The following is a 20,068-nucleotide window of genomic DNA, read 5'->3' as shown; positions in this document are numbered from 1 at the left end:
CCTTCTTTGTGCGGGGGCAGCGAGCGAGTACAGGTGAGGGTAACCCCTGGGCGCTGTGCCGTTAGTGATCGCCTCTCCCCCTGGCCGCGGTGCGGCCGGGGGTGCCCCCACAGCCCGCCGTCCCGGCGGGCATCGTCGGCGGGATAGGCTTTTCGGCCATGACGAGCATGTGGAATGCTCCGCTTCACCGCCGCTGGCGTGGATCGAACCTGCGCGACCCCCGCCAGGCCAAGTTCCTCACGCTGGCCTCGCTGAAGTGGGTGCTGGCCAACCGGGCCTACACCCCGTGGTACCTGGTGCGCTACTGGCGGCTGCTGAAGTTCAAGCTGGCCAACCCGCACATCATCACCCGCGGGATGGTGTTTTTGGGCAAGGGCGTGGAGATTCACGCGACACCGGAACTGTCCGAGATGGAGATCGGCCGCTGGGTGCACATCGGGGACAAGAACACCATCCGGGCGCACGAGGGCTCGCTGCGGTTCGGCGACAAGGTGGTGCTCGGCCGCGACAACGTCATCAACACCTACCTCGACATCGAGCTGGGCGATTCGGTGCTGATGGCGGACTGGTGCTACGTCTGCGATTTCGACCACCGCATGGACGACATCAACTTGCCGATCAAGGACCAGGGCATCGTCAAGTCCCCGGTCCGGATCGGGCCGGACACCTGGGTCGGGGTCAAGGTCACCGTGCTGCGCGGCACGTCCGTCGGGCGCGGCTGCGTGCTGGGCTCGCACGCGGTGGTGCGCGGCGTCGTCCCCGACTACTCGATCGCCGTCGGCGCCCCGGCCAAGGTGGTCAAGAACCGGCAGCTGTCCTGGGAGAGTTCGGCGGCGCAGCGCGCCGAACTGGCGGCCGCGCTGGCCGATATCGAGCGCAAGAAGGCGGCGCGCTAGTAGTACTGCCCGCTTTATTCGGGGTGATCGTCGACCTTGTAGTCGAAGCTGACGTCGCCGGCGTCGACGCCGGTGACGGTGACGGCAATGCCGTACTTCTGTCCGCCGTCGGTGAGCTCGCAGCGTAGCGTCGCGCCCTCGACGCCCTTGAGGTTGTCCGGGCACGTCACGGAGTCGGGCTTGCGGCCGACTTGCTGGGTCAGCTTGTTGCTGAGGATTTTCGCGACCTGGTTCTTGTCGACTGTCTCGACCATGTCGAACTTGACGTCGTTGCCGTTGACGCTGGTCACGGTGACGTTGACGTTGAAGGTCTGGTCCTTGACCTTCATCGTGCAGTTCAGCTGCGCCCCAACCGCGGCCGGCAGGTCGTTCGGGCAGTCGACCGATTCGGGCTTGTTGCCGGCGGCGTCGGTCAGCTTGGCGGTGATCTGGTTGGCGACGTCGCCCTTGCTCACCGCGTGCTTGGATGACACCGAACACGAACAGGCGCCGGCGCTGGCCATCAGCCCGGCGGCCGCGCCCGCCACCAACAACGTCCGAACGATCGAGCGAGCCATGGCGCCTCCCGTGGGCGAAATCGACGACAACTGTGAGTCGGCTGATGATTGCATGCCCACCAGCTTCGGGTCCCAGGAATCGCTCAGATGCCGTGATAACGGCGCAGCGCTTCGGCGCGCTCGGCAGCGTGGTCGACGAGCGGTGCCGGGTATCCCTGCGGCCGTTCGCCTTTGCGCAGGTGCGAGTCGTCGGCCCCGCGCAATTCGGGAACCCAGCGCCGGATGTAGTCGCCGGACGGATCGAACTTCTCGCCCTGCGCGGTCGGGTTGAAGACCCGGAAATATGGCGCGGCGTCGGTTCCCGATCCGGCGCACCACTGCCAGCCGTGCTGGTTGTTGGCCATGTCGCCGTCGACGAGCTGATCCAGGAACCATTCGGCGCCCCACTGCCACGGCAGGTGAAGGTCCTTGACCAGAAACGACGCGGCGATCATCCGCGCCCGGTTGTGCATGAAGCCGGTCTCGCGAAGCTGACGCATCCCCGCGTCGACGAAGGGGAACCCGGTTCGGCCGGCCTTCCAGGCCTCGAAGCGTCGCTTGGCGTCGGGCCCCGTGTCGGTGGGGATGTCGTCGAACCTGCCGTTCCAGTTGCGCCAGGCGCTGGCCGGCCGGTGGTGCAGCACGTCGGCGTAGAAGTCGCGAAATGCCAACTCCCGCAGGACGGCTTGTGCCCCGGCGCGGCGCAGGTCGAGGTCGGCGACCATGGTGCGCGGATGGATGGAGCCGAATTTCAGGTGCGCCGACATCCGGCTGGTGCCCGCCAGGTCCGGCCGGTCGCGGTCGCTCGCGTAGCGCTGTAATCCGTTGTTCACGAATGACTTCCAGAGCCGGCGCGCCGAGCCCTCGCCCGCTGCCACGTCGAGGGCGGCGCCGGGGTCGGGGATCTCGCACTGCTGGATCCCCAGCAGCCCCGGATCGAGCCAGCGCGCGGAGGCGGCGCCCGATTTCGCCGGCGCGCGCCAGCCGACGTCGCGCCACTGCCGCAGAAACGGTGTGAACACCTGATAGGGGGAGCCGTCCTGCTTCGTGACGTGCCCGGGTGAGACCAGATACGGCGACCCCGTCGCCACCAACGGCACCGAACCCAGTGCCGCACCGACGCGTTGGTCACGGCGCCTTCCGTACGGCGCGAAATCCTCCGAGATGTGCACCGCCGACGCGCCGATTTCCTTGGCAATGCGGGGGATTGACGTCTCGGGCCGTCCGCGGGTCACCAGCAGCCGACCGTCGAGGTCGTCGCGCAGGCGGCGCAGCGAGTCACCCAGGAATTGCAGCCGGCGCCGGCCCGACGAGGCCTCCAGCCTCGGATCGAGGACGAAGCAGGCGAGCACTTCCCCGCCGTGCTGGGCGGCGGTGACCAGGGCGGGGTGATCGGGCAATCGCAGGTCGCGGCGAAACCATAACAGCGCCGGCATGATTCGGCGTCGGCTCAGCGGTTGAGCCGCCAGACGTGGGTGGCTAGGACGGTCGCGAAGGCGCACCACAGCGGATAGGGCGACAGCGCCGCCCCGGCCCTTGCGTCCGCCTGTGCGGCCCGGCGCGCGAGGTCGGCGCTGCTCACCGTGAGCGCGGCGGCGCCCAGCGCGGAGGCGCCGAGCTTGTGATACCGGAAGAACAGCCAGCTCCATCCGGCGTTCAGCGCGAGATTCAGGCCGAACGCCGCGGCGTAGCGGCGCGCGCCGTCGCGCTGCCCGGCCGCGCGCAACCGGTCGATGACCACCGCGGACGTCGCCGCGATGTCGGTGTAGAGCGCGGTCCAGACGAGGGGAAAGGCGGCGCTCGGCGGTTGATAGGGCGGCTTGCGCAGGCGCGAATACCAAACGGGCGGCCGCTTCGGGCTGGCAACGCTTCCGGTGCCCGCGGCCGCCGCGACGGCGAGGCTCGTCGCCCCCAGTACCGATCTGTCCACGCTCTGCCCCGTTCGACGCCACAATTATTTAAGTATCTTAAACATTAACTGGCTTAATGGACTGTGACAAGGCGCGGTTACCCCGCCGTCTCTTGACGCCGCTCGTCCTCAAATGTCGACATCGCGGCGATCATCGCGGTGAAAACCCGGTGCGCGGCGAGCAGGTCTCTGTCGCTCAGATCCGCGAGCGCGGCGTTGAGCAGGTCGCCGAGGGGCCCGAAGAAGTCGCGCGCGAGCGCCATGCCGCTCTCCTCGTAGCGCAGCAGCCATTTTCGCCGATCATCCGGGTCGGGTTCCCGCCGGATGTGGCCGACGTCGATCATCCGGTCGACGAGATAGGTTATCGCCGCGGGCGACACCTCCATCCGCTGCCGCAGCTGGGCCAACGTCAAAGGGGTTCCGGCGGTTTCGCCGACCATGATGTGCAGCAGGGCGTGGAAGTCGCTGCTGCTCACGCCGTTCAGCCGCGCGAAGCGGCGGCCAATGCGATCAGATTGCGATGTGATCGCCCGCATGTCGGCAGACAACTGCTTCTCGAGCTCCGCCCGGGAGGGCGGGGTGTCCTGTGCCCGCCGCTTGGTCAACTGCCCGCATCCTTCATCAGGGCACCAGCGTATCCGCGGGCCTGTCGAAAGACCAGGAAGGTAGGCACCGCGCCTGCCGTCGGCGACGACGGGCGAAATCCGCGGTGGGCTAAGGCTTTATGGCCTCAGGAGTTGACCGCGGCGGGACGCGCCGGCTCGTGGCGATGGCGGCGATCCCGGACGATGCCCGAGAGCAATTGACGTCTGGCCCTGACGATGTCCTCGATGAGCTGAAGGGCTTCGGCCACCGACCCGACCACCGGCAAGCCATGGTCGCTGATGATGTGCAGCAACGGGCGCATCGCGGGGCCGGCGACGACGCTGCAGTGCACCCGCGCCTGCCGATGTTCGTGGTTGAGCGACAGCAGGGCCCGAAATCCGTCGAGGCTCAGAAAATCCAGCTGGCTCAGGTCGAGGATCAACGGGGTTTTCAGGCGGGAAAAACGACGGATCGTCTGGGCGAAATGGTCGGCATTCGACGCGTCGATCTCGCCGTCGACGCGCAGCACGGTGCCCAGGCTGCGGGCATAGACATAGAGCCGCGCGCCGTCAAAATCGGCCATGTAACGGCAGCTGGCGGGTTGTTTGTTCTCCGGTGAATCGGTGGAGAGGTGAGCGGTCATCTGGTGGGCCAATCGGCTGGTGAGGGGAGCGGCAGGTGCGCTACACCGCGCTCGAGAAAGAAGCTGTGAACTCAACCTGGTTTACATGCTAGCCGCCCCGGCGCCCCGGCGTGGCGGAATGGGAGTGGGGATTTTTTTCGAAGGCCGCCCCCACTGGCGTCAAGTCTTCGTTTTCTGGCCGGGATGCGTCCGCCTCCCGTCCGCTTGCCGACCCCTTCCGGCGGGGGTTTCTCGCGGGCGAGAACGGGAACCCGGCGCCGGTGGACGTTTCTGATCTTTTGGCCAAGCCCTTTCAATGGGGATCCGCGCTGCGCGGCCGCCGGTTTTTCCATCCGGTCGGCGTGCTCGCGGAAGGCTCGCTCGAACGCGTCGCCCCCGCGGGCGACGGGCTGCCCATCCCGTCGTCCGACGTTGTCGCGCGAATCTCCAAGGCTGCCGGCACGCCGGGAGCGCTGCCCGACTTCATCGGCCTGGCACTCCGCGTCGCGCCCCAGCAGGTGGCGGCGGCACCGTGGGACATCCTCCTCGTCTCGGCGGGTTCGGGGGTATTGGCCCGCGCCGTGGCGTTGCGGCCGACCACGTCGTGGACCGGGCAGACGCTGACCAGCCTGATGCCCTTCCGCTATCAGGGCAGCGTCTGGTGGCTGAGGGCCCGAATCATGAGCGATGTCAACGGCTTTGGCCTGTCGCTGGGCAGCATCGCGCAGGCCATCGGCGCTGCCGGCATCGACTTCGCGATTGACCAGGCTTGCGGCAGGGGCGATTTCGTGCCGCTGGCCCGGCTGAGGTTGACCCGCGTCCTCGACCCCGAGCCGGACGTGTCGTTCGACCCGGTCACCAACACCGCGCCGGGGGTGAGCCTGTACCCGGACTGGCTGGCCGATCTGCGGGCCCGCGCCTACCGGCGCAGCCGCGACGGCAGGGACGCGGAGTGAGGTGATTACCGGCCGTCAGCGGTCGGGCAGCGCGTGCTCGACGATGGGCAGCCGCGGCTGCGGCTGCCGCTCGCCGCGCTTGGCCGCCAGGTAGACCTGCGCGGTCTCCGTTGCCACCGTCTGCCAATCGAAGTCGGAGGTGAGCCGTTCGCGGGCCGCCCGGGCCCGTTGCTGCGCGGCGTCCGGATCGTCGAGCACGGTGCGGACGGCCGAGGCCAGCGCCGCGACGTCGCGGGGCGGGAACGACACCCCGGTCTGCCCGTTGATCACGGCCTCGCCCAGGCCGCCGATGTTCGAGGTCACCAGCGGGGTGCCGGCGGCGGCGGCCTCGAGCGCCACGAGCCCGAACGGCTCGTAGTGGCTGGGCAGCACGGCGGCGTCGGCGCGATGCAGCAGCGCCAGCAGCTCGGCGTGCTCGAGGTGCCCGACGAAGCGAATCGCCTTGAGCACCCGGTGTTTACGGGCCTGCTCGATCAGCCAGTCCTGCTGGGTGCCCTCCCCGGCGATGGTCAGGGTGGTGCCCGGGTGGCTGCGCCGGATCCGCGGCAGCGCGGCGATGGCGTCGTGCACCCCCTTCTCGTACTCCAGGCGCCCAAGGTAGAGCAGCTCGGCCGGACCGGTGCGCGGTCGGCGGGGCGCGAAGGGCCAGCGCGCCGCGTCAATGCCGTTGCGGATCACCGTGATCCCGGCCAGGCCGGGACCGAACAGCTCGGTGATCTCGTCGGCCATCGACGCCGAACACGTGATCAGCGAATCGGATTCGCGCACCAGCCACGATTCGACCGCGTGCACCTGACGGCTCAGCGCGCCGGCGACCCAGCCGGAATGCCGGCCGGCCTCGGTGGCGTGGATCGTGGAAACGATTGGCGCGTCGTAGAACTGGGCAAGGGCGATGGCCGGGTGGGCGACCAGCCAGTCGTGCGCGTGCACGACGTCGGGACGCCACGACCGATCGCTGCCGTGTTTCTTGAGCGGCAGCCCGGCGCGGATCATCGAGTGACCCATCGCCAGGGTCCACGCCATCATGTCGTTGCTGAACGTGAATTCGTGCGGATCGTGTGCGGCCGCGATGACGCGGACGCCCTCGCTGATCTCGTCGCAGGACGGGTGGGTGCTGGGATCGGTGCCCGATGGCCGGCGCGACAGGACGACGACGTCGTGGCCGGCGGCGGCGAGCGCGGTCGAGAGGTGATGCACGTGCCGGCCCAGCCCGCCGATGACCACGGGCGGGTATTCCCACGACACCATCAGGATCTTCACCGGTGTCCTTTCGGCCGCGAACGTGCGCAGAATGCCGCCCGCACCGGCGTGTCACCGCACAAACACGCACGCTCGCGGGGGAAGCAGCAGCTCACCGGGGCAGCCTACGCGCATCCAGGGCACCGAACAGGCCGTCGGCGCGGTTCCAGCCGTCGGCCAGCCGTTGCGCGGTGTCGCGCCGGCCGGACGCCAGCGCCCCGGCGATCTCGCGGGTGGCGTGCGCGTGCAGATGGGCGCGGTAGCGGGCGTAGTCGGCGGCCGAGTCCTTGCTGACCATGAACGGCCAGTCGCTGGACACGGTGAGCAGGGTCTCGCGCAGGATCTGGTCGGCGACGCGATCGCGGGGGAGCGGCCCGTCCAGCGATGCCGTTTGTGACCCCGTTTGTGACAACGCCTTGTCGACCGTGCTCAGCGCCGTGTCGACCACCTCATTGTTGAGCTGCACCAGGTCGGCCACCTTGTCGCCGGCCCACACCTGCCAGTCCTTGCCGGAGCCCCACGAGCTGGGCGGCAGCGCGACCGCGTCGCCGACGAATCCGCCGTCGATCGCGTCGCGCAGCGTGCCGACGCGCACGCCGGCCGCGGGCAGGGCCCGCAGCACCCGCGCCAGCCAGGTCGGGCCCTCGTACCACCAGTGCCCGAACAGCTCGGTGTCGAAGGCGGCGACGACGTGGGCGGGGCGCCCGATGCGCTCGGATTCGCTCGTCAGGCGGCCGCGGACCACGTCGACGAAGTCGGCGACGTGGGCGTCGACCGCGCGATCGGCGCGCTCGGGGTCGTAGGGCGCCTTGGCCTCCGACGGGACGTTTCGGCCGGTGACCCGGGCCGGCTTGAGCCCGGTCAGGTGGTCGTAGGTGTGAAAGTCGCGGTAGGCGGCGTGGCCGGGGTAGCCGGATTTCGGCGACCACACCCGGTAGCTCACCTGCAGGTCGCGCCCGAACGCGACGACACCGGTGTCGCCGACCGGCCGGCCCAGGGCGGTGTCGCCGTGCAGCGACGGGCCGTCGACCATGAAGTGCGTGACCCCGGCGGCGGCGTAGTCGTGTTCCATACCCGGGGCGTAGGCACATTCGGGCGCCCAGATCCCGGTCGGAAGGTGTGCCAGCCGCGACTGCGCATCGGCGAGGCCCTCGCGCAGCGCGAACTCGCGCAGCCGCGGGTTCAGCAGCGGCTGGAACGGGTGGGCGAGCGGGCCGCCGAGCAACTCCACGGTGCCCGCGTCGATCAGCGCGCGCAGCAGCGGGCTGGCGCCGTGCCGCCACAGCGTGGCGTAGTCGTCCAGCGCCTGGTCGGCCTCGGCGCATTCGCGAATTCCGAAGGCCCGCAACGCTTCCGGTGTGCACGACTGGTAGTCCGCCGACTTCGAGCCGCGCGCCGTGCGCACGCTGGCGGCTTCGGTTGCCCGCAGCCGCCAGTTGGCGAGCCAGTGATGCATGCCGTCGAGGCAGTACGGGTCGTCGAGTTGGGCGTTGACTACCGGCGTGACGCCCAGCGTGACGAGGCGGTGCCGATCCTCGTCGGCCAGCGCGCGCAACACCCGCAGCAGCGGCAGGTAGGCCGCTGCCCAGGACTGGTACAGCCATTCCTCGCCGACCGGCCAGCGGCCGTGGTGGGCCAGCCAGGGCAGGTGGGTGTGCAGCACCAGCGTGAACATGCCGGGAACGTGCGGGGTGGTCACGGCCGCACCGCGATCGCGATCAGGTCCAGGCTTTCATCTATGTCGCGGTCGGAGGCGTCGAGGAGGTCGAAGTCGTCGCAGGTGACCGCGGCGACGTCGGCCGCCAGTTCGGGCGGCCACGGCGCGTCGGCAACCGCCCGCACGATCTGCGCGTCGATGATCGACCCGCCGTGGCGCGCGTCCATCTCACGCAGGCGCGGGCCGTGAAACAGGCCGCAGACCGCGACGTCGCGGAAGCCCGCGTCGACGAGCAGCTCGGTCAGCTCGTCGGCGTCGAGTTCGCGGGTGTGGAACGGGTTGACGGGGGTGTCCCGGCCGGGGGAGAAGGTGATCCGGTTGGGGGTGGACACCATCAGCAGCCCCGAGGGCCGCAGCACCCGGGCGCACTCGGCGACGAATTGTGGCTGATCCCACAGGTGCTCGATGACTTGGAAGTTGACCACAACATCCATCGAGGAATCGGGAAGCGGCAGCTCCGCCAGATTGGCCTGCATGGCCTCGACCCGGGGGTAGCGGTTGCGGACATGCGCCACCGCGGCCGCGTCGTAGTCCAGCGCGACGACCCGGCGCGCTACCCCGGCGATCAGGTCGGCGCCGTAACCCTCGCCGCAGCCCGCCTCGAGGACCTCGCGGTCCGCGCAGCGCGGCGCAAGCCGCTGGTAGACGACCTGATGCCGGCGAAACCAGTAGTTCTCGATGTCCAGGTCCGGGATGGTGCGCTCGCCCGTCAGCGTCAACACCGCGTCGACCCCCGCAGGGGCCGACGCCTGCGGGCCGGGCGCGTCCGAGGGAACGTCGGGCAGGAATGCGCTCATTGAATAGGCAGGCTAACGCGAAGTGTCCGATTCGCGAACCGGTGCAGCGGGCACCCCGGCCGGGAGGGACAGACGGGGCGAAAGAACCTGCACTACGACCCGCTATGGTGTGAGAGCAGACCGCACAAAGTTACCCGCCGGTAACACGCCGTGCAGTCTTAATGTGCGTGACCGAGGTCCGCAGACGACCCTGCGTGACCCCTTCGAGGAGGACGAACCAGACTCATGACGAACATCGTGGTCCTGATCAAGCAGGTCCCAGACACCTGGTCGGAGCGCAAGCTCACCGACGGCGATTACACGCTGGACCGCGAGGCCGCCGACGCGGTGCTGGACGAGATCAACGAGCGCGCCGTGGAAGAGGCGCTGCAGATCAGGGAGAAGGAAGCCGCCGACGGCGTCGAAGGGTCGGTGACCGTGCTGACCGCCGGCCCCGAGCGGGCCACCGAGGCGATCCGCAAGGCCCTGTCGATGGGCGCCGACAAGGCCGTCCACCTCAAGGACGACGGCATGCACGGCTCGGACGTGATCCAGACGGCGTGGGCGCTGGCTCGCGCGCTGGGCACCATCGAGGGCACCGAGCTCGTCATCGCGGGCAACGAGGCCACCGACGGCGTCGGCGGCGCGGTGCCGGCCATCATCGCCGAGTACCTGGGCCTGCCCCAGCTCACCCACCTGCGCAAACTGTCCCTCGAGGGCGGCAAGGTGACCGGCGAGCGCGAGACCGACGACGGCGTGTTCACCCTCGAGGCGACCCTGCCCGCGGTGGTCAGTGTCACCGAGAAGATCAACGAGCCGCGCTTCCCCTCCTTCAAGGGCATCATGGCCGCCAAGAAGAAAGAGGTCACGGTGCTGACCCTGGCCGAGATCGGGGTCGAGGCCGACGAGGTCGGGCTGGCCAACGCCGGCTCCACCGTGCTGTCCTCGACGCCCAAGCCGCCCAAGACCGCGGGCGAGAAGGTCACCGACGAAGGCGAGGGCGGCAACCAGGTCGCCCAGTACCTGGTCGCCCAGAAGATCATCTAGCCCTGATCCCATCCGAGAGAAGAGCGAAATAACCCATGGCTGAAGTACTGGTGTTGGTCGAGCACGCCGAAGGCGCGCTGAAGAAGGTCACCTCCGAATTGATCACCGCCGCCCGCGCGCTGGGCGAGCCGTCCGCCGTCGTCGTCGGCGCGCCGGGCACGGCCGCGCCGCTGGCCGACGGGCTGAAGGAGGCCGGCGCCGCCAAGATCTACGTCGCCGAGTCCGACGATGTCGACAAGTACCTGATCACCCCGGTCGTCGACGTGCTGGCGTCGGTCGCCGAATCCGCGACACCGGCCGCCGTGCTGCTGGCCGCCAGCGCCGACGGCAAGGAGATCGCGGGCCGGCTCGCGGCCCGGATCGGGTCGGGCCTGCTGGTCGACGTGGTCGAGGTCAAGGAGGGCAACAAGGGCGTGCACTCGATCTTCGGTGGCGCGTTCACCGTCGAGGCGCAGGCCAACGGCGACACCCCGGTGATCACGGTCCGCGCCGGTGCGGTCGACGCCGAGCCGACCGCCGGCGCCGGTGAGCAGGTCACCGTGGAGGTTCCGGCCGCCGCCGAGAACGCCACCAAGGTCACCGCCCGCGAGCCCGCGGTCGCCGGTGACCGCCCGGAGCTGACGGAGGCCACCATCGTGGTCTCCGGCGGTCGCGGCGTCGGCAGCGCGGAGAACTTCAGCGTGGTCGAGGCGCTGGCCGACTCGCTGGGTGCCGCCGTCGGCGCGTCGCGCGCGGCGGTCGACTCCGGCTACTACCCGGGCCAGTTCCAGGTCGGTCAGACCGGCAAGACGGTGTCGCCGCAGCTCTACATCGCGCTGGGCATCTCCGGGGCCATCCAGCACCGGGCGGGCATGCAGACCTCGAAGACCATCGTCGCCGTCAACAAGGACGAAGAGGCACCCATCTTCGAGATCGCCGACTACGGCGTGGTGGGCGACCTGTTCAACGGCGCCCCGCAGCTGACCGACGCGATCAAGGCTCGCAAGGGCTGAGTTCGCGGGGCCTGACCCCGAGAACCCAAGCGCGGCAAGCGATCCCGGAACAATGCCCGGCGTTTCGCTTGCGGTGACGAGTAATTCGTGCCGCTGTTGCGGCACCCGCGGTCCTGCGTCCGTTAACCGCGCGGTCAATTAGGGCGAAATTCCGCGATATTTCGTCATCTGACGTGCACCGACACGTCACAGCGTCGATGCCGACTAGCTCATCGCTTGCGCCACGTTGTTTCCCATGAGCATTGCTTCTGTCCTGATAGCCAGCGAAAAGCCGGACGGCGCGGCGACGGGCTCGGCCGGACCGCGCTATTCGCTGTTGCTGTCCACCGATCCCACGTTGATCGAGGCGGCCCAGCGGCTCCGGTACGACGTATTCACCAGCACGCCGGGTTTCGCGCTGCCGGCCGCCGGGGGCCTCGACGTCGACAGGTTCGACGAATACTGCGACCACCTCCTGGTCCGCGACGACGACACCGGCGAGCTGGTGGGTTGCTACCGGATGCTGGCGCCCACGGGTGCCATCGAGGCCGGGGGCCTTTACACCGCAACGGAATTCGATGTTCGCGCCTTCGACCCACTGCGGCCGTCGTTGGTGGAGATGGGGCGCGCGGTGGTTCGCGACGGTCACCGCAACGGCGGCGTCGTGCTGCTGATGTGGGCGGGCATCCTGGCCTACCTGGATCGCTACGGCTACGACTACGTGACCGGCTGCGTGTCGGTGCCCATCGGCGACGAATCCGATGGGGACGCACCGGGCAGCCAACTGCGCGGGGTGCGCGACTTCATCCTGAACCGCCACGCCGCGCCGCCGCAGTACCGGGTGCATCCCCACCGTCCCGTTCGGGTGGCCAGCCGGGCCCTCGATGACATCCCCGCGCCGCCTCGGCCCACGGTCCCGCCGCTGATGCGCGGCTACCTGCGGCTGGGCGCCCAGGTCTGCGGCGAGCCCGCGCACGACCCGGACTTCGGCGTCGGCGACTTCTGCGTCCTGCTGGACAAGCGGCGCGCCGACACCCGATATCTCAAGCGGCTGCGGTCGGTGTCGGCGGCTTCCGAAATGGTGGGCGGCGCACGGTGAACGCGCCCGCCGCCCACGCCTGGCTGCCTCGCGCGACGTGCGACAGCAGCTGTGTGCGGGTCGGTCCCGCGTCGGCGCGGTGGCGGGTGGTGCTGCGGGTGACGCTTCGCGTCCTGCTGGCCCTGCTGTTGGTCCCGCTGGTGCCGCTGGCGGTGATGCCGCTGCCGGGCCAGACGCGGGTGCAACGGTTCTGCTGCCGGGTGCTGCTGCGCTGCTTCGGCGTCCGGATCAGCGTGTCCGGCAGTCCAATCCGCAACCTGCGTGGGGTCCTGGTGGTCAGCCCCCACATGTCCTGGCTGGACGTGTTCGCCATCGGCTCGGTGTTGCCCGGCTCGTTCGTGGCGCGCGCCGATCTGTTCGGTGCACTGTCGGTGCGCCTGCTCAAGATCATCCCCATCGAGCGGGCCAACCTGCGGCGGCTGCCCTGGGTGGTCGAAACCGTCGCGCAGCGGCTGCGCGCGGGTCAGACCGTGGTGGCATTCCCGGAGGGCACCACGTGGTGCGGGGTGGCCTGCGGCTCGTTCTATCCGGCGATGTTCCAGGCCGCGATCGACGCCGGCCGCCCGGTGCAGCCGCTCCGGTTGACCTACCACCACGTCGACGGCGGCGTCTCGACCGCTCCGGCCTTCGTGGGTGAGGACACCCTGTGGCGCTCGATGTGCCGGTTGCTGGCCGTGCGCCGCACGCTGGCGCACGTTCACGTGGAATCCCTGCAGCTGCCGGGCACCGACCGGCGTGCGCTGGCCCGCCGCTGCGAGTCGGTGGTCGGTGTGGGAATGCCGCAGCGCCCCCGTCGCCGCCACATGCTGGTGGGTTAGCTATACAGACCTGCAGGTATCGTGGGGCGCGTCATGGTTTATCTCGACCACGCCGCCACCACCCCGATGCACCCCGCCGCCATCGAGGCGATGACGGCCGCGCTCGGCACCGTCGGCAACGCGTCCTCGCTGCACACCAGCGGGCGGGCGGCGCGGCGGCGCATCGAGGAATCCCGTGAGCTGATCGCCGACAAACTGGGCGCGCGCCCGTCGGAGGTCATCTTCACCGCGGGCGGCACCGAGAGCGACAACCTGGCCGTCAAGGGCATCTATTGGGCCCGCCGCGGCGCCGAACCGTCGCACCGGCGCATCATCGCCAGCGAGGTGGAACACCACGCCGTGCTGGACTCGGTGAACTGGCTCGTCGAACACGAAGGCGCCGAGGTGACCTGGCTGCCCACCGCCGCCGACGGGTCGGTGTCGGCGGCCGCGCTGCGCGAGGCGCTGCAGAGCCACGACGACGTCGCTCTGGTGTCGGTGATGTGGGCCAACAACGAGGTCGGCACCGTGATGCCGGTCGCCGAACTCGCGGCCGTCGCCGCCGAATTCGGCGTCCCGATGCACAGCGACGCCGTACAGGCGGTGGGGCAGTTGCCGGTTGACTTCGCGGCCAGCGGTCTCTCGGCGATGAGCGTGACCGCGCACAAGTTCGGCGGTCCGCCCGCCGTGGGGGCGCTGCTGCTGCGCCGCGACGTCGCCTGCGTGCCGCTGTCGCACGGTGGCGGCCAGGAGCGCGACATCCGTTCCGGCACACCGGATGTCGCCGGCACCGTCGGAATGGCGGCGGCGGCCCGGATCGCGGTGGACGGGCTCGAGGCCCACAGTGCGCGGCTGCGGGCGTTGCGCGATCGCCTGGTCGAGGGCGTGCTGGCCGGCATCGACGACGTCGGCCTCAACGGCGCCCGCGACCCGTCCCCCGCAAGCGGGAGGTACCCCCAGCGGCTGCCCGGCAACGCACACTTCACGTTCCGCGGCTGCGAGGGCGACGCGCTGTTGATGCTGTTGGACGCCAACGGAATCGAGTGTTCGACCGGCTCGGCCTGCACCGCCGGTGTGGCGCAGCCGTCGCACGTGCTGGTCGCGATGGGCGCCGACCCGGCCAGCGCGCGAGGGTCGTTGCGACTCTCGCTGGGACACACCAGCGTTGACGCCGACGTGGACGCGGCGCTGCGGGTGCTGCCCGGGGCCGTGGACCGCGCCCGGCGGGCCGCGCTGGCCGCCGCGGGGGCGCCGTAAGTGAAGGTCCTCGCTGCGATGAGTGGCGGCGTCGATTCGTCGGTCGCCGCCGCCCGCATGGTCGACGCCGGGCACGACGTGGTCGGAGTGCACCTGGCGCTGTCCTCGGCGCCGGGCACGCTGCGCACCGGGTCGCGGGGCTGCTGTTCGAAAGAGGACGCCTCGGACGCGCGCCGCGTCGCCGATGTGCTCGGAATCCCTTTCTACGTATGGGATTTCGCGGAGCGGTTCAAGGCGGACGTGATCGACGATTTCGTCGAGTCGTACGCGCGCGGCGAGACCCCGAACCCCTGCGTGCGGTGCAACCAGCGAATCAAGTTCTCGGCGCTGTCGGCGAAAGCCGTTGCGCTGGGCTTCGATACGGTGGCCACCGGCCACTACGCCCGGCTGTCCGGTGGGCGGCTGCGCCGCGCCGTCGACCGCGACAAGGACCAGTCCTACGTGCTGGCCGTGCTGACCGCCGATCAGTTGCGGCGCGCGGCGTTCCCGATCGGGGACACCCCCAAGCCCGACATCCGGGCCGAGGCGGCCCGCCGCGGCCTGGCCGTCGCCGACAAGCCGGACAGCCACGACATCTGCTTCATCCCCTCCGGCGACACCCGCGCCTTCTTGGGGGAGCGCATCGGGGTGCGCCGTGGCGCCGTCGTCACCACCGACGGGGCGGTGCTGGCCACCCACGACGGCGTGCACGGTTTCACCATCGGCCAACGCAAGGGGTTGGGCATCGCGGGCCCGGGACCAAGCGGCCGTCCGCGCTACGTGACGTCGATCGACGCCGAGACGGGGACGGTCGAGGTGGGGGAGTCGGCCGACCTCGACGTGCACGGCCTGGTCGGGCGGTCCCCGATCTTCACCGCCGGAGCCCCGCCGCAGGGCCCCGTCGAGTGCTCGGTCCAGGTGCGGGCGCACGGCGAGACGGTGGGCGCGGTGGCCGAATTGGTCGGCGACGAGCTCGTCGTTCGGTTGCGCGCCCCGCTGCGTGGCGTGGCGCGCGGGCAGACGCTGGTGCTGTACCGCCCGGATCCCGACGGCGACGAGGTGCTCGGCAGCGCCACGATCGCCGGCACCTCGCGCTGATTCAGCGCGCCAAGGATTCGTTGAGGATCCGCCAAGGGCGGTTTCCGATCCTTTCCCTGACAGTCAGGAAAGGAGCCAACAGACATGAGCACCCAGCAAGTCGCGGCGCGTGAGGAATCGTCCGTCCAGACCAACGCCTTGGCCATCGCGGCCTTCGTGCTGAGCCTCATGGGCATGTACGGCAGCCCTCTGTTGAGCAGCATCTTTGCCGTCGTCGCACTGCACCAGGTCAAGCACCGCGGGCAGAACGGCTTCGGGTTGGCGATCGCGGCCCTGGCGGTCTCGGCGGCCATGACGGCCCTGCACGTAGCGATGTGGGTCAAGTACGGCCACCCCAACTTCGAGCTGCTGGCCACGGCGCACTGGTGACAGGCTAACCAGGGATATTGGCCGCGATGTTCGTCATAACGATGTCGGACACCGATTGCGCGAAGCCGCAGAACGTGACCTCCACCATGGCCACCTTCAGCACCCGGTAGTCGCGGCCGCAGCCGCCGGGTCCCAGGTGCAGGGAGTTCACGTCCGCGCTCCACTCGCCCACCAACAACTGGCCCGCCGAGCCGCCCGCGCCGACGGCGACGGCGCCCACCAGGGAACGGAACGCCCGTCGCGCGGTGTCGACGTCCTGATAGGCGGCGGCGCCCTCGGAGATCAGCGCCCCGTCGGGCGGATCCTGAAACGTGGTCTTGTGAAACTCCTCGATGTCGGGGCCGAACGTCGCCGTCTCGGCGTAGAGGAACCGGCATTCGGCCGGCGTGGCCTCGGCGAGGGCGTCGATGTCCACCGGGCGGTTGCCGTCCATCGAGGGAATGATGGTCAGGTGCTCGCCCGCGCCGGTGATCGCCCGCATCCGGGACTGGTCCAGCAGGATCGTGTCGACATTGACGCCTTGGACGCCCTTGGCTGCGGGCCCGAATCCCGGGAGGGCGGCGCCGGCCACCACCCGGGTGCATGCCGCCGTCAGCAACACCGCGCCCAACAACAGCAGCGGCCTGGTGAATCTCGCTCTACGCCCCACCGTTTTGCACCCTTCTCGGCAAGAACCTACCCTGCCGCAACACCCCTGGCGACCGGCGCGCCAGGCGACGTCGAATACGGTTGGCCGGTGAGTGTTTTCGCGCATCCGTTCGCGAGGGCCAGCGGCGTCGGATCGTGGCCCGGCACCGCGGCGCGCGAGGCCGCCGCGATCGTGGTCGGCGAGCTGGCGGGCGCGCTGGCCCACCTCGTCGAGCTGCCCGCCCGCGGGGTGGGGGCCGACCTGTTCGGGCGGGCCGGCGCGCTGCTGGTCGACGTGGCCATCGACACGGTGCCGCGCGGCTACCGCATCGCCGCCCGGCCCGGCGCCGTGACCCGCCGCGCCGTCAGTCTCCTCGACGAGGACATGGACGCGCTGGAGGAGGCCTGGGAGACGGCGGGGCTGCGCGGCGGTGAGCGCGTCGTCAAGGTGCAGGCCCCCGGGCCGATCACGCTGGCCGCCGGGCTCGAGCTCGCCAACGGCCACCGCGCCATCACCGACCCGGGCGCCGTGCGCGACCTGGCGGCGTCGCTGGCGGAGGGCGTTGCGGCGCACCGCACTTCGCTCGCCCGCCGCCTCGACACGTCCGTGGTGGTGCAGTTCGACGAGCCGTCGCTGCCGGCGGCGTTGGGCGGGCAGCTGACCGGGGTGACGTCGCTGAGCCCGGTCGCCGCGCTCGACGAGGCGGTCGCCCAGGGACTGCTCGACACGTGCGCCGCGACCGTCGGCGCCGACGTGCTCGTGCACAGCTGCGCTTCGGGGTTGCCGTGGGATCTGTTGGGGCGCAGCGGGATTGGCGGAATCTCTGTGGACGTCGGCACGCTGCGCGCCGAGGACCTGGACGGCATCGCGGCCTTCGTCGAATCCGGTCGCACCGTCGCACTGGGCGTGGTCCCCGCGGCCGCGACGCCCAAGCGGCCGTCGGCCGAGGAGGTGGCCACCGCCGTCGTCGGGGTCACGGATCGGCTGGGGTTCGGCCGCTCGGCCCTGCGCGAGCGCATCGGCGTGACCCCGGCGTGCGGCCTGGCGAGCGCCACACCGGCGTGGGCGCGGACCGCGATCGAGCTCGCCCGCAAGGCCGCCGAGGCGTTCGCCGAGGACCCGGACGCCATTTAGCTCGTTTAAAGAGTTTTATCCAAAATCGCTTAGATTAATTTACGAGCCCGTTAATCTTGGTGCGCGCCTGTGTCCCGTTCCGATTTGGGGCCGGCATCGGTTCAGTCGACTTGAAGGGGCACGGGCATGTCGTTTGTCGTTGTGGCGCCGGAGTTTGTGAGGGCGGCGGCGGGAGATCTGGCGAATATCGGCTCGACGCTGAGTGCGGGGCGGTCCGCGGCGGCCGCGTCCACGACCGGGATTAGCGCGGCGGCGGCCGACGAGGTATCGGGCGCGATCGCGGCGCTTTTCAACGCGCACGCCCTGGATTTCCAGGCGCTCGGCAACCGGGTCGCGGCGTTTCATGACGAGTTCGTCAGCCTGCTGAACGGCGGCGCGGCGACGTATCTCAGCACCGAGGCCGCCTCTGCCGCTGCCGCCGCCGCTCCGACGGCGCAGGACGTCCTCAACCAGATCAACGCGCCCTTCCTTCAGTTCACCGGCCGCCCGCTGATCGGTAACGGCGCCAACGGGGCCCCGGGGACCGGGGCACCCGGCGGAGCCGGTGGGTGGTTGCTCGGCGACGGTGGGGCCGGCGGGTCGGGCGGAACGGGTCAGAACGGTGGCGCGGGCGGCGCCGCCGGCCTGTGCGGCACCGGCGGCGCCGGCGGGGCCGGCGGAAACGGGTCGGCGAGCGTGATCACCACGGGTGGTGCCGGGGGGACCGGCGGACTGCTCTGGGGTAGCGGCGGCGCCGGCGGCACCGGCGGATTCACCAGCGGCAATGTGGGCGGGGCCGGCGGCGCCGGCGGGGCCAGCGGACTGTTCGGCCCCGGTGGCAACGGCGGGGCCGGCGGAATCGGCACGATCGGCGGTGGTACAGGCGGCGCCGGGGGCGCCGGAGGTCTGCTCGGCGGGCTCTTCGACGCCGGTGGCGGCAACGGTGGAACCGGCGGAGGGTCCACGGGCCCCGGCACCGCTGGCGCCGGCGGCGCCGGTGGGGCCGGTGGCCTCGTGTGGGGCAGTGGCGGCGCCGGTGGCCAGGGCGGCGGTGCGTCTTCCAACGGCGGCACGGGCGGCGCCGGCGGTCAGGGCGGCAACGCGGGCGCGCTCCTTGGCTACGGAGGCGCCGGCGGCACGGGCGGCGGCGGCGGGCTCACGGGTGGCAACGGCGGCCTCGGCGGCAACGGCGGGTTGCTGTTCGGCAGCGCCGGGGCTGGCGGCGCGGGTGGTCACGGTGTACTCGGCGCCGGCGGAGCCGGCGGCGGCGGCGGCAACGCCGGCCTGTTCGGCTACGGCGGCGTTGGTGGTGCGGGCGGGAGCGGCGCGGTCGGCGGCGGGCTCGGCGGCAATGGCGGCCAGGCGGGTCTGCTTTTCGGTAGCGGTGGTGCCGGCGGCGAGGGCGGCAATGGTGGCGCCACTGCGGCCGGCGGAGGCGGCGGGGCCGGCGGCAACGCCGTGCTGTTGGGCGACGGCGGCAATGGCGGCAACGGTGGCCTCGGCCTGACGACGGGAGGCACGGGTGCCGGTGGCGGCGGTGGGCTGGTCTTCGGCGCCGACGGGTTCAACGCCCCCGTCAATCCCTCTCCCTGGCACACGGTGACGCAGTCGGTGCTCGGGGCGATCAACGCGCCCACCGAGCAGTTCCTGGGCCGGCCATTGATCGGCAACGGCGCCAACGCCCCCGCCGGCAGCGGGCTTAGCGGCGGTGCCGGCGGGATCTTGTTCGGCGACGGTGGCGCGGGTGGATCCGGCTCCGCGGGTGCCGTCGGTGGTGCCGGGGGGGCGGCCGGGCTGATGGGTGCCGGCGGTGCCGGGGGCGCGGGCGGCTTTGCGACCGCCGGAACCGCGGGCACCGGCGGTGCCGGCGGCGCCGGCGGGTTGCTGTGGGGTGACGGTGGAGTCGGTGGTGGCGGCGGTAGCACCGGTGTCGGCGCCACCAGTGGGGCCGGAGGCAACGGCGGTGCCGGCGGGCTGTTCGGGGCCGGCGGCAACGGCGGTGCGGGCGGGCTGAGCCACGTCGGCACGGCCGGGGCCGGCGGCGCCGGTGGGTCCGGCGGGATCCTCGGCGGACTGATCGGTGCCGGCGGCGGCAACGGCGGGTCCGGCGGGGCCACCGTGGCCGGTGCCGGCACCGCCGGGGGTGCAGGTGGAGCGGGCGGCAGCGGCGGTTTGCTCGCCGGCGCCGGCGGCGCCGGGGGCGCCGGCGGAACCGGTGTGCTCGGCGGACTATCGGGAACCGGCGGGGCCGGCGGGCACGGCGGTAACGCCGGCCTGATGTTCGGGAGCGGCGGCGCCGGCGGATCCGGCGGATTCGGCTCGCTGAACGGCACCGGTGGAAATGGAGGAGCCGGCGGCAACGCCGGACTGTGGTTCTCCAGCGCGGGTGTCGGCGGTGAGGGCGGGGCCGGCGGGGCCACCGTGGCCGGCGCCGGCACCGATCAGTCCGCCGAGGATCCCGCCGGACCCACCGG

20 protein-coding genes are annotated in these 20,068 nt (G+C 71.1%); 11 read left to right on the top strand and 9 right to left on the bottom strand.

Going from position 1 to position 20,068, the window contains the following annotated elements; genetic code table 11:
- Positions 1–158: 158 nt before the first annotated feature.
- Positions 159–896: an acyltransferase gene (locus A9X00_RS14535; RefSeq protein ID WP_067154348.1), complete on the top strand. Its 738-nt coding sequence runs from the start codon at positions 159–161 to the stop codon at positions 894–896.
- 14 nt (positions 897–910) lie between these two features.
- Here A9X00_RS14535 and A9X00_RS14530 read toward each other — a convergent pair whose 3' ends face one another.
- The 5 genes from A9X00_RS14530 to A9X00_RS14510 form a co-directional block, all read right to left on the bottom strand.
- Complete coding sequence (locus tag A9X00_RS14530) at positions 911–1,453, bottom strand: DUF4333 domain-containing protein (protein ID WP_067154344.1); 543 nt, start codon at positions 1,451–1,453, stop codon at positions 911–913.
- 83 nt (positions 1,454–1,536) lie between these two features.
- On the bottom strand, positions 1,537–2,868 hold the full coding sequence (locus tag A9X00_RS14525) for a deoxyribodipyrimidine photo-lyase (protein ID WP_067154341.1): 1,332 nt from the start codon (positions 2,866–2,868) through the stop codon (positions 1,537–1,539).
- Positions 2,869–2,882: 14 nt separating this feature from the next.
- Positions 2,883–3,362 carry a TspO/MBR family protein gene (locus A9X00_RS14520; RefSeq protein ID WP_067154338.1) on the bottom strand — a complete coding sequence of 160 codons (480 nt, stop codon included), beginning with the start codon at positions 3,360–3,362 and terminating at the stop codon, positions 2,883–2,885.
- 77 nt (positions 3,363–3,439) lie between these two features.
- A complete protein-coding gene (locus tag A9X00_RS14515; protein ID WP_067154335.1) occupies positions 3,440–3,946 on the bottom strand; it encodes a MarR family winged helix-turn-helix transcriptional regulator in 507 nt (168 codons plus the stop codon).
- Between the two features lie 125 nt (positions 3,947–4,071).
- The gene (locus tag A9X00_RS14510; RefSeq protein ID WP_067154454.1) at positions 4,072–4,509 is read right to left on the bottom strand and encodes an STAS domain-containing protein; all 438 of its coding nucleotides are present in this window, start codon (positions 4,507–4,509) and stop codon (positions 4,072–4,074) included.
- Positions 4,510–4,829: 320 nt separating this feature from the next.
- Between A9X00_RS14510 and A9X00_RS14505 the strand changes: the two genes are divergently transcribed.
- Positions 4,830–5,504 carry a phosphodiesterase gene (locus A9X00_RS14505; RefSeq protein WP_067154332.1) on the top strand — a complete coding sequence of 225 codons (675 nt, stop codon included), beginning with the start codon at positions 4,830–4,832 and terminating at the stop codon, positions 5,502–5,504.
- Positions 5,505–5,519: 15 nt separating this feature from the next.
- Here the strand turns inward: A9X00_RS14505 and A9X00_RS14500 are convergent, their stop codons facing one another.
- The 3 genes from A9X00_RS14500 to A9X00_RS14490 all read right to left on the bottom strand — a co-directional run bounded on the left by A9X00_RS14500 (position 5,520) and on the right by A9X00_RS14490 (position 9,257).
- The gene (locus tag A9X00_RS14500) at positions 5,520–6,764 is read right to left on the bottom strand and encodes a glycosyltransferase family 4 protein (protein ID WP_067154330.1); all 1,245 of its coding nucleotides are present in this window, start codon (positions 6,762–6,764) and stop codon (positions 5,520–5,522) included.
- Between the two features lie 91 nt (positions 6,765–6,855).
- The gene (locus A9X00_RS14495; RefSeq protein WP_067154451.1) at positions 6,856–8,418 is read right to left on the bottom strand and encodes a glycoside hydrolase family 57 protein; all 1,563 of its coding nucleotides are present in this window, start codon (positions 8,416–8,418) and stop codon (positions 6,856–6,858) included.
- Positions 8,419–8,438: 20 nt separating this feature from the next.
- Positions 8,439–9,257, bottom strand: a complete 819-nt coding sequence (locus A9X00_RS14490; protein WP_067154327.1) for a bifunctional 2-polyprenyl-6-hydroxyphenol methylase/3-demethylubiquinol 3-O-methyltransferase UbiG — start codon at positions 9,255–9,257, stop codon at positions 8,439–8,441.
- A 225-nt stretch (positions 9,258–9,482) separates the two neighbouring features.
- Here A9X00_RS14490 and A9X00_RS14485 point away from each other — a divergent pair, with 225 nt between their 5' ends.
- The 7 genes from A9X00_RS14485 to A9X00_RS14455 all read left to right on the top strand — a co-directional run bounded on the left by A9X00_RS14485 (position 9,483) and on the right by A9X00_RS14455 (position 15,853).
- A complete protein-coding gene (locus A9X00_RS14485; protein WP_067154324.1) occupies positions 9,483–10,283 on the top strand; it encodes an electron transfer flavoprotein subunit beta/FixA family protein in 801 nt (266 codons plus the stop codon).
- Between the two features lie 35 nt (positions 10,284–10,318).
- Positions 10,319–11,275: an electron transfer flavoprotein subunit alpha/FixB family protein gene (locus A9X00_RS14480; protein ID WP_067154322.1), complete on the top strand. Its 957-nt coding sequence runs from the start codon at positions 10,319–10,321 to the stop codon at positions 11,273–11,275.
- A 235-nt stretch (positions 11,276–11,510) separates the two neighbouring features.
- The gene (locus A9X00_RS14475; RefSeq protein ID WP_067154319.1) at positions 11,511–12,353 is read left to right on the top strand and encodes a GNAT family N-acetyltransferase; all 843 of its coding nucleotides are present in this window, start codon (positions 11,511–11,513) and stop codon (positions 12,351–12,353) included.
- Positions 12,350–13,171, top strand: a complete 822-nt coding sequence (locus tag A9X00_RS14470; RefSeq protein ID WP_067154314.1) for a 1-acyl-sn-glycerol-3-phosphate acyltransferase — start codon at positions 12,350–12,352, stop codon at positions 13,169–13,171. Before A9X00_RS14475 ends, A9X00_RS14470 begins: the two co-directional genes overlap by 4 nt.
- A gap of 33 nt (positions 13,172–13,204) precedes the next feature.
- Entirely contained in the window at positions 13,205–14,407 is a 1,203-nt protein-coding gene (locus A9X00_RS14465) for a cysteine desulfurase family protein (RefSeq protein ID WP_067154311.1), read from the top strand.
- On the top strand, positions 14,408–15,484 hold the full coding sequence (gene mnmA, locus A9X00_RS14460) for a tRNA 2-thiouridine(34) synthase MnmA (RefSeq protein WP_067154308.1): 1,077 nt from the start codon (positions 14,408–14,410) through the stop codon (positions 15,482–15,484). It abuts the gene before it with no gap.
- An 84-nt stretch (positions 15,485–15,568) separates the two neighbouring features.
- Positions 15,569–15,853, top strand: coding sequence for a DUF4190 domain-containing protein (locus tag A9X00_RS14455; RefSeq protein ID WP_067154305.1), 285 nt, complete (start codon positions 15,569–15,571; stop codon positions 15,851–15,853).
- Between the two features lie 4 nt (positions 15,854–15,857).
- Here the strand turns inward: A9X00_RS14455 and A9X00_RS14450 are convergent, their stop codons facing one another.
- Positions 15,858–16,502: a sensor domain-containing protein gene (locus A9X00_RS14450; protein ID WP_197515168.1), complete on the bottom strand. Its 645-nt coding sequence runs from the start codon at positions 16,500–16,502 to the stop codon at positions 15,858–15,860.
- Positions 16,503–16,589: 87 nt separating this feature from the next.
- On the opposite strand from A9X00_RS14450, the gene A9X00_RS14445 reads away from it, so the two are divergent.
- Positions 16,590–17,615 carry a methionine synthase gene (locus A9X00_RS14445; RefSeq protein ID WP_067154302.1) on the top strand — a complete coding sequence of 342 codons (1,026 nt, stop codon included), beginning with the start codon at positions 16,590–16,592 and terminating at the stop codon, positions 17,613–17,615.
- 126 nt (positions 17,616–17,741) lie between these two features.
- A partial coding sequence (locus A9X00_RS14440; RefSeq protein WP_067154299.1) for a PE family protein occupies positions 17,742–20,068 on the top strand: 2,327 nt, incomplete at its 3' end.

This window comes from Mycobacterium sp. 1245805.9, assembly GCF_001672915.1.
Lineage (GTDB): Bacteria > Actinomycetota > Actinomycetes > Mycobacteriales > Mycobacteriaceae > Mycobacterium.
The sequence above is the reverse complement of the archived record's forward strand: the minus strand, read 5'-3'. Positions and strand labels throughout refer to the sequence as shown.

What these genes read in the sequence shown, in the direction of transcription:
- A9X00_RS14475 (WP_067154319.1), top strand. Translation starts at nt 11,511, where the DNA reads ATGAGCATTGCTTCTGTCCTGATAGCCAGCGAAAAGCCGGACGGCGCG.
- A9X00_RS14480 (WP_067154322.1), top strand. Translation starts at nt 10,319, where the DNA reads ATGGCTGAAGTACTGGTGTTGGTCGAGCACGCCGAAGGCGCGCTGAAG.
- A9X00_RS14525 (WP_067154341.1), bottom strand. Translation starts at nt 2,868, where the DNA reads ATGCCGGCGCTGTTATGGTTTCGCCGCGACCTGCGATTGCCCGATCAC.
- A9X00_RS14535 (WP_067154348.1), top strand. Translation starts at nt 159, where the DNA reads ATGACGAGCATGTGGAATGCTCCGCTTCACCGCCGCTGGCGTGGATCG.
- A9X00_RS14495 (WP_067154451.1), bottom strand. Translation starts at nt 8,418, where the DNA reads ATGTTCACGCTGGTGCTGCACACCCACCTGCCCTGGCTGGCCCACCAC.
- A9X00_RS14510 (WP_067154454.1), bottom strand. Translation starts at nt 4,509, where the DNA reads ATGGCCGATTTTGACGGCGCGCGGCTCTATGTCTATGCCCGCAGCCTG.
- A9X00_RS14485 (WP_067154324.1), top strand. Translation starts at nt 9,483, where the DNA reads ATGACGAACATCGTGGTCCTGATCAAGCAGGTCCCAGACACCTGGTCG.
- A9X00_RS14455 (WP_067154305.1), top strand. Translation starts at nt 15,569, where the DNA reads ATGAGCACCCAGCAAGTCGCGGCGCGTGAGGAATCGTCCGTCCAGACC.
- A9X00_RS14530 (WP_067154344.1), bottom strand. Translation starts at nt 1,453, where the DNA reads ATGGCTCGCTCGATCGTTCGGACGTTGTTGGTGGCGGGCGCGGCCGCC.
- A9X00_RS14465 (WP_067154311.1), top strand. Translation starts at nt 13,205, where the DNA reads ATGGTTTATCTCGACCACGCCGCCACCACCCCGATGCACCCCGCCGCC.
- A9X00_RS14490 (WP_067154327.1), bottom strand. Translation starts at nt 9,257, where the DNA reads ATGAGCGCATTCCTGCCCGACGTTCCCTCGGACGCGCCCGGCCCGCAG.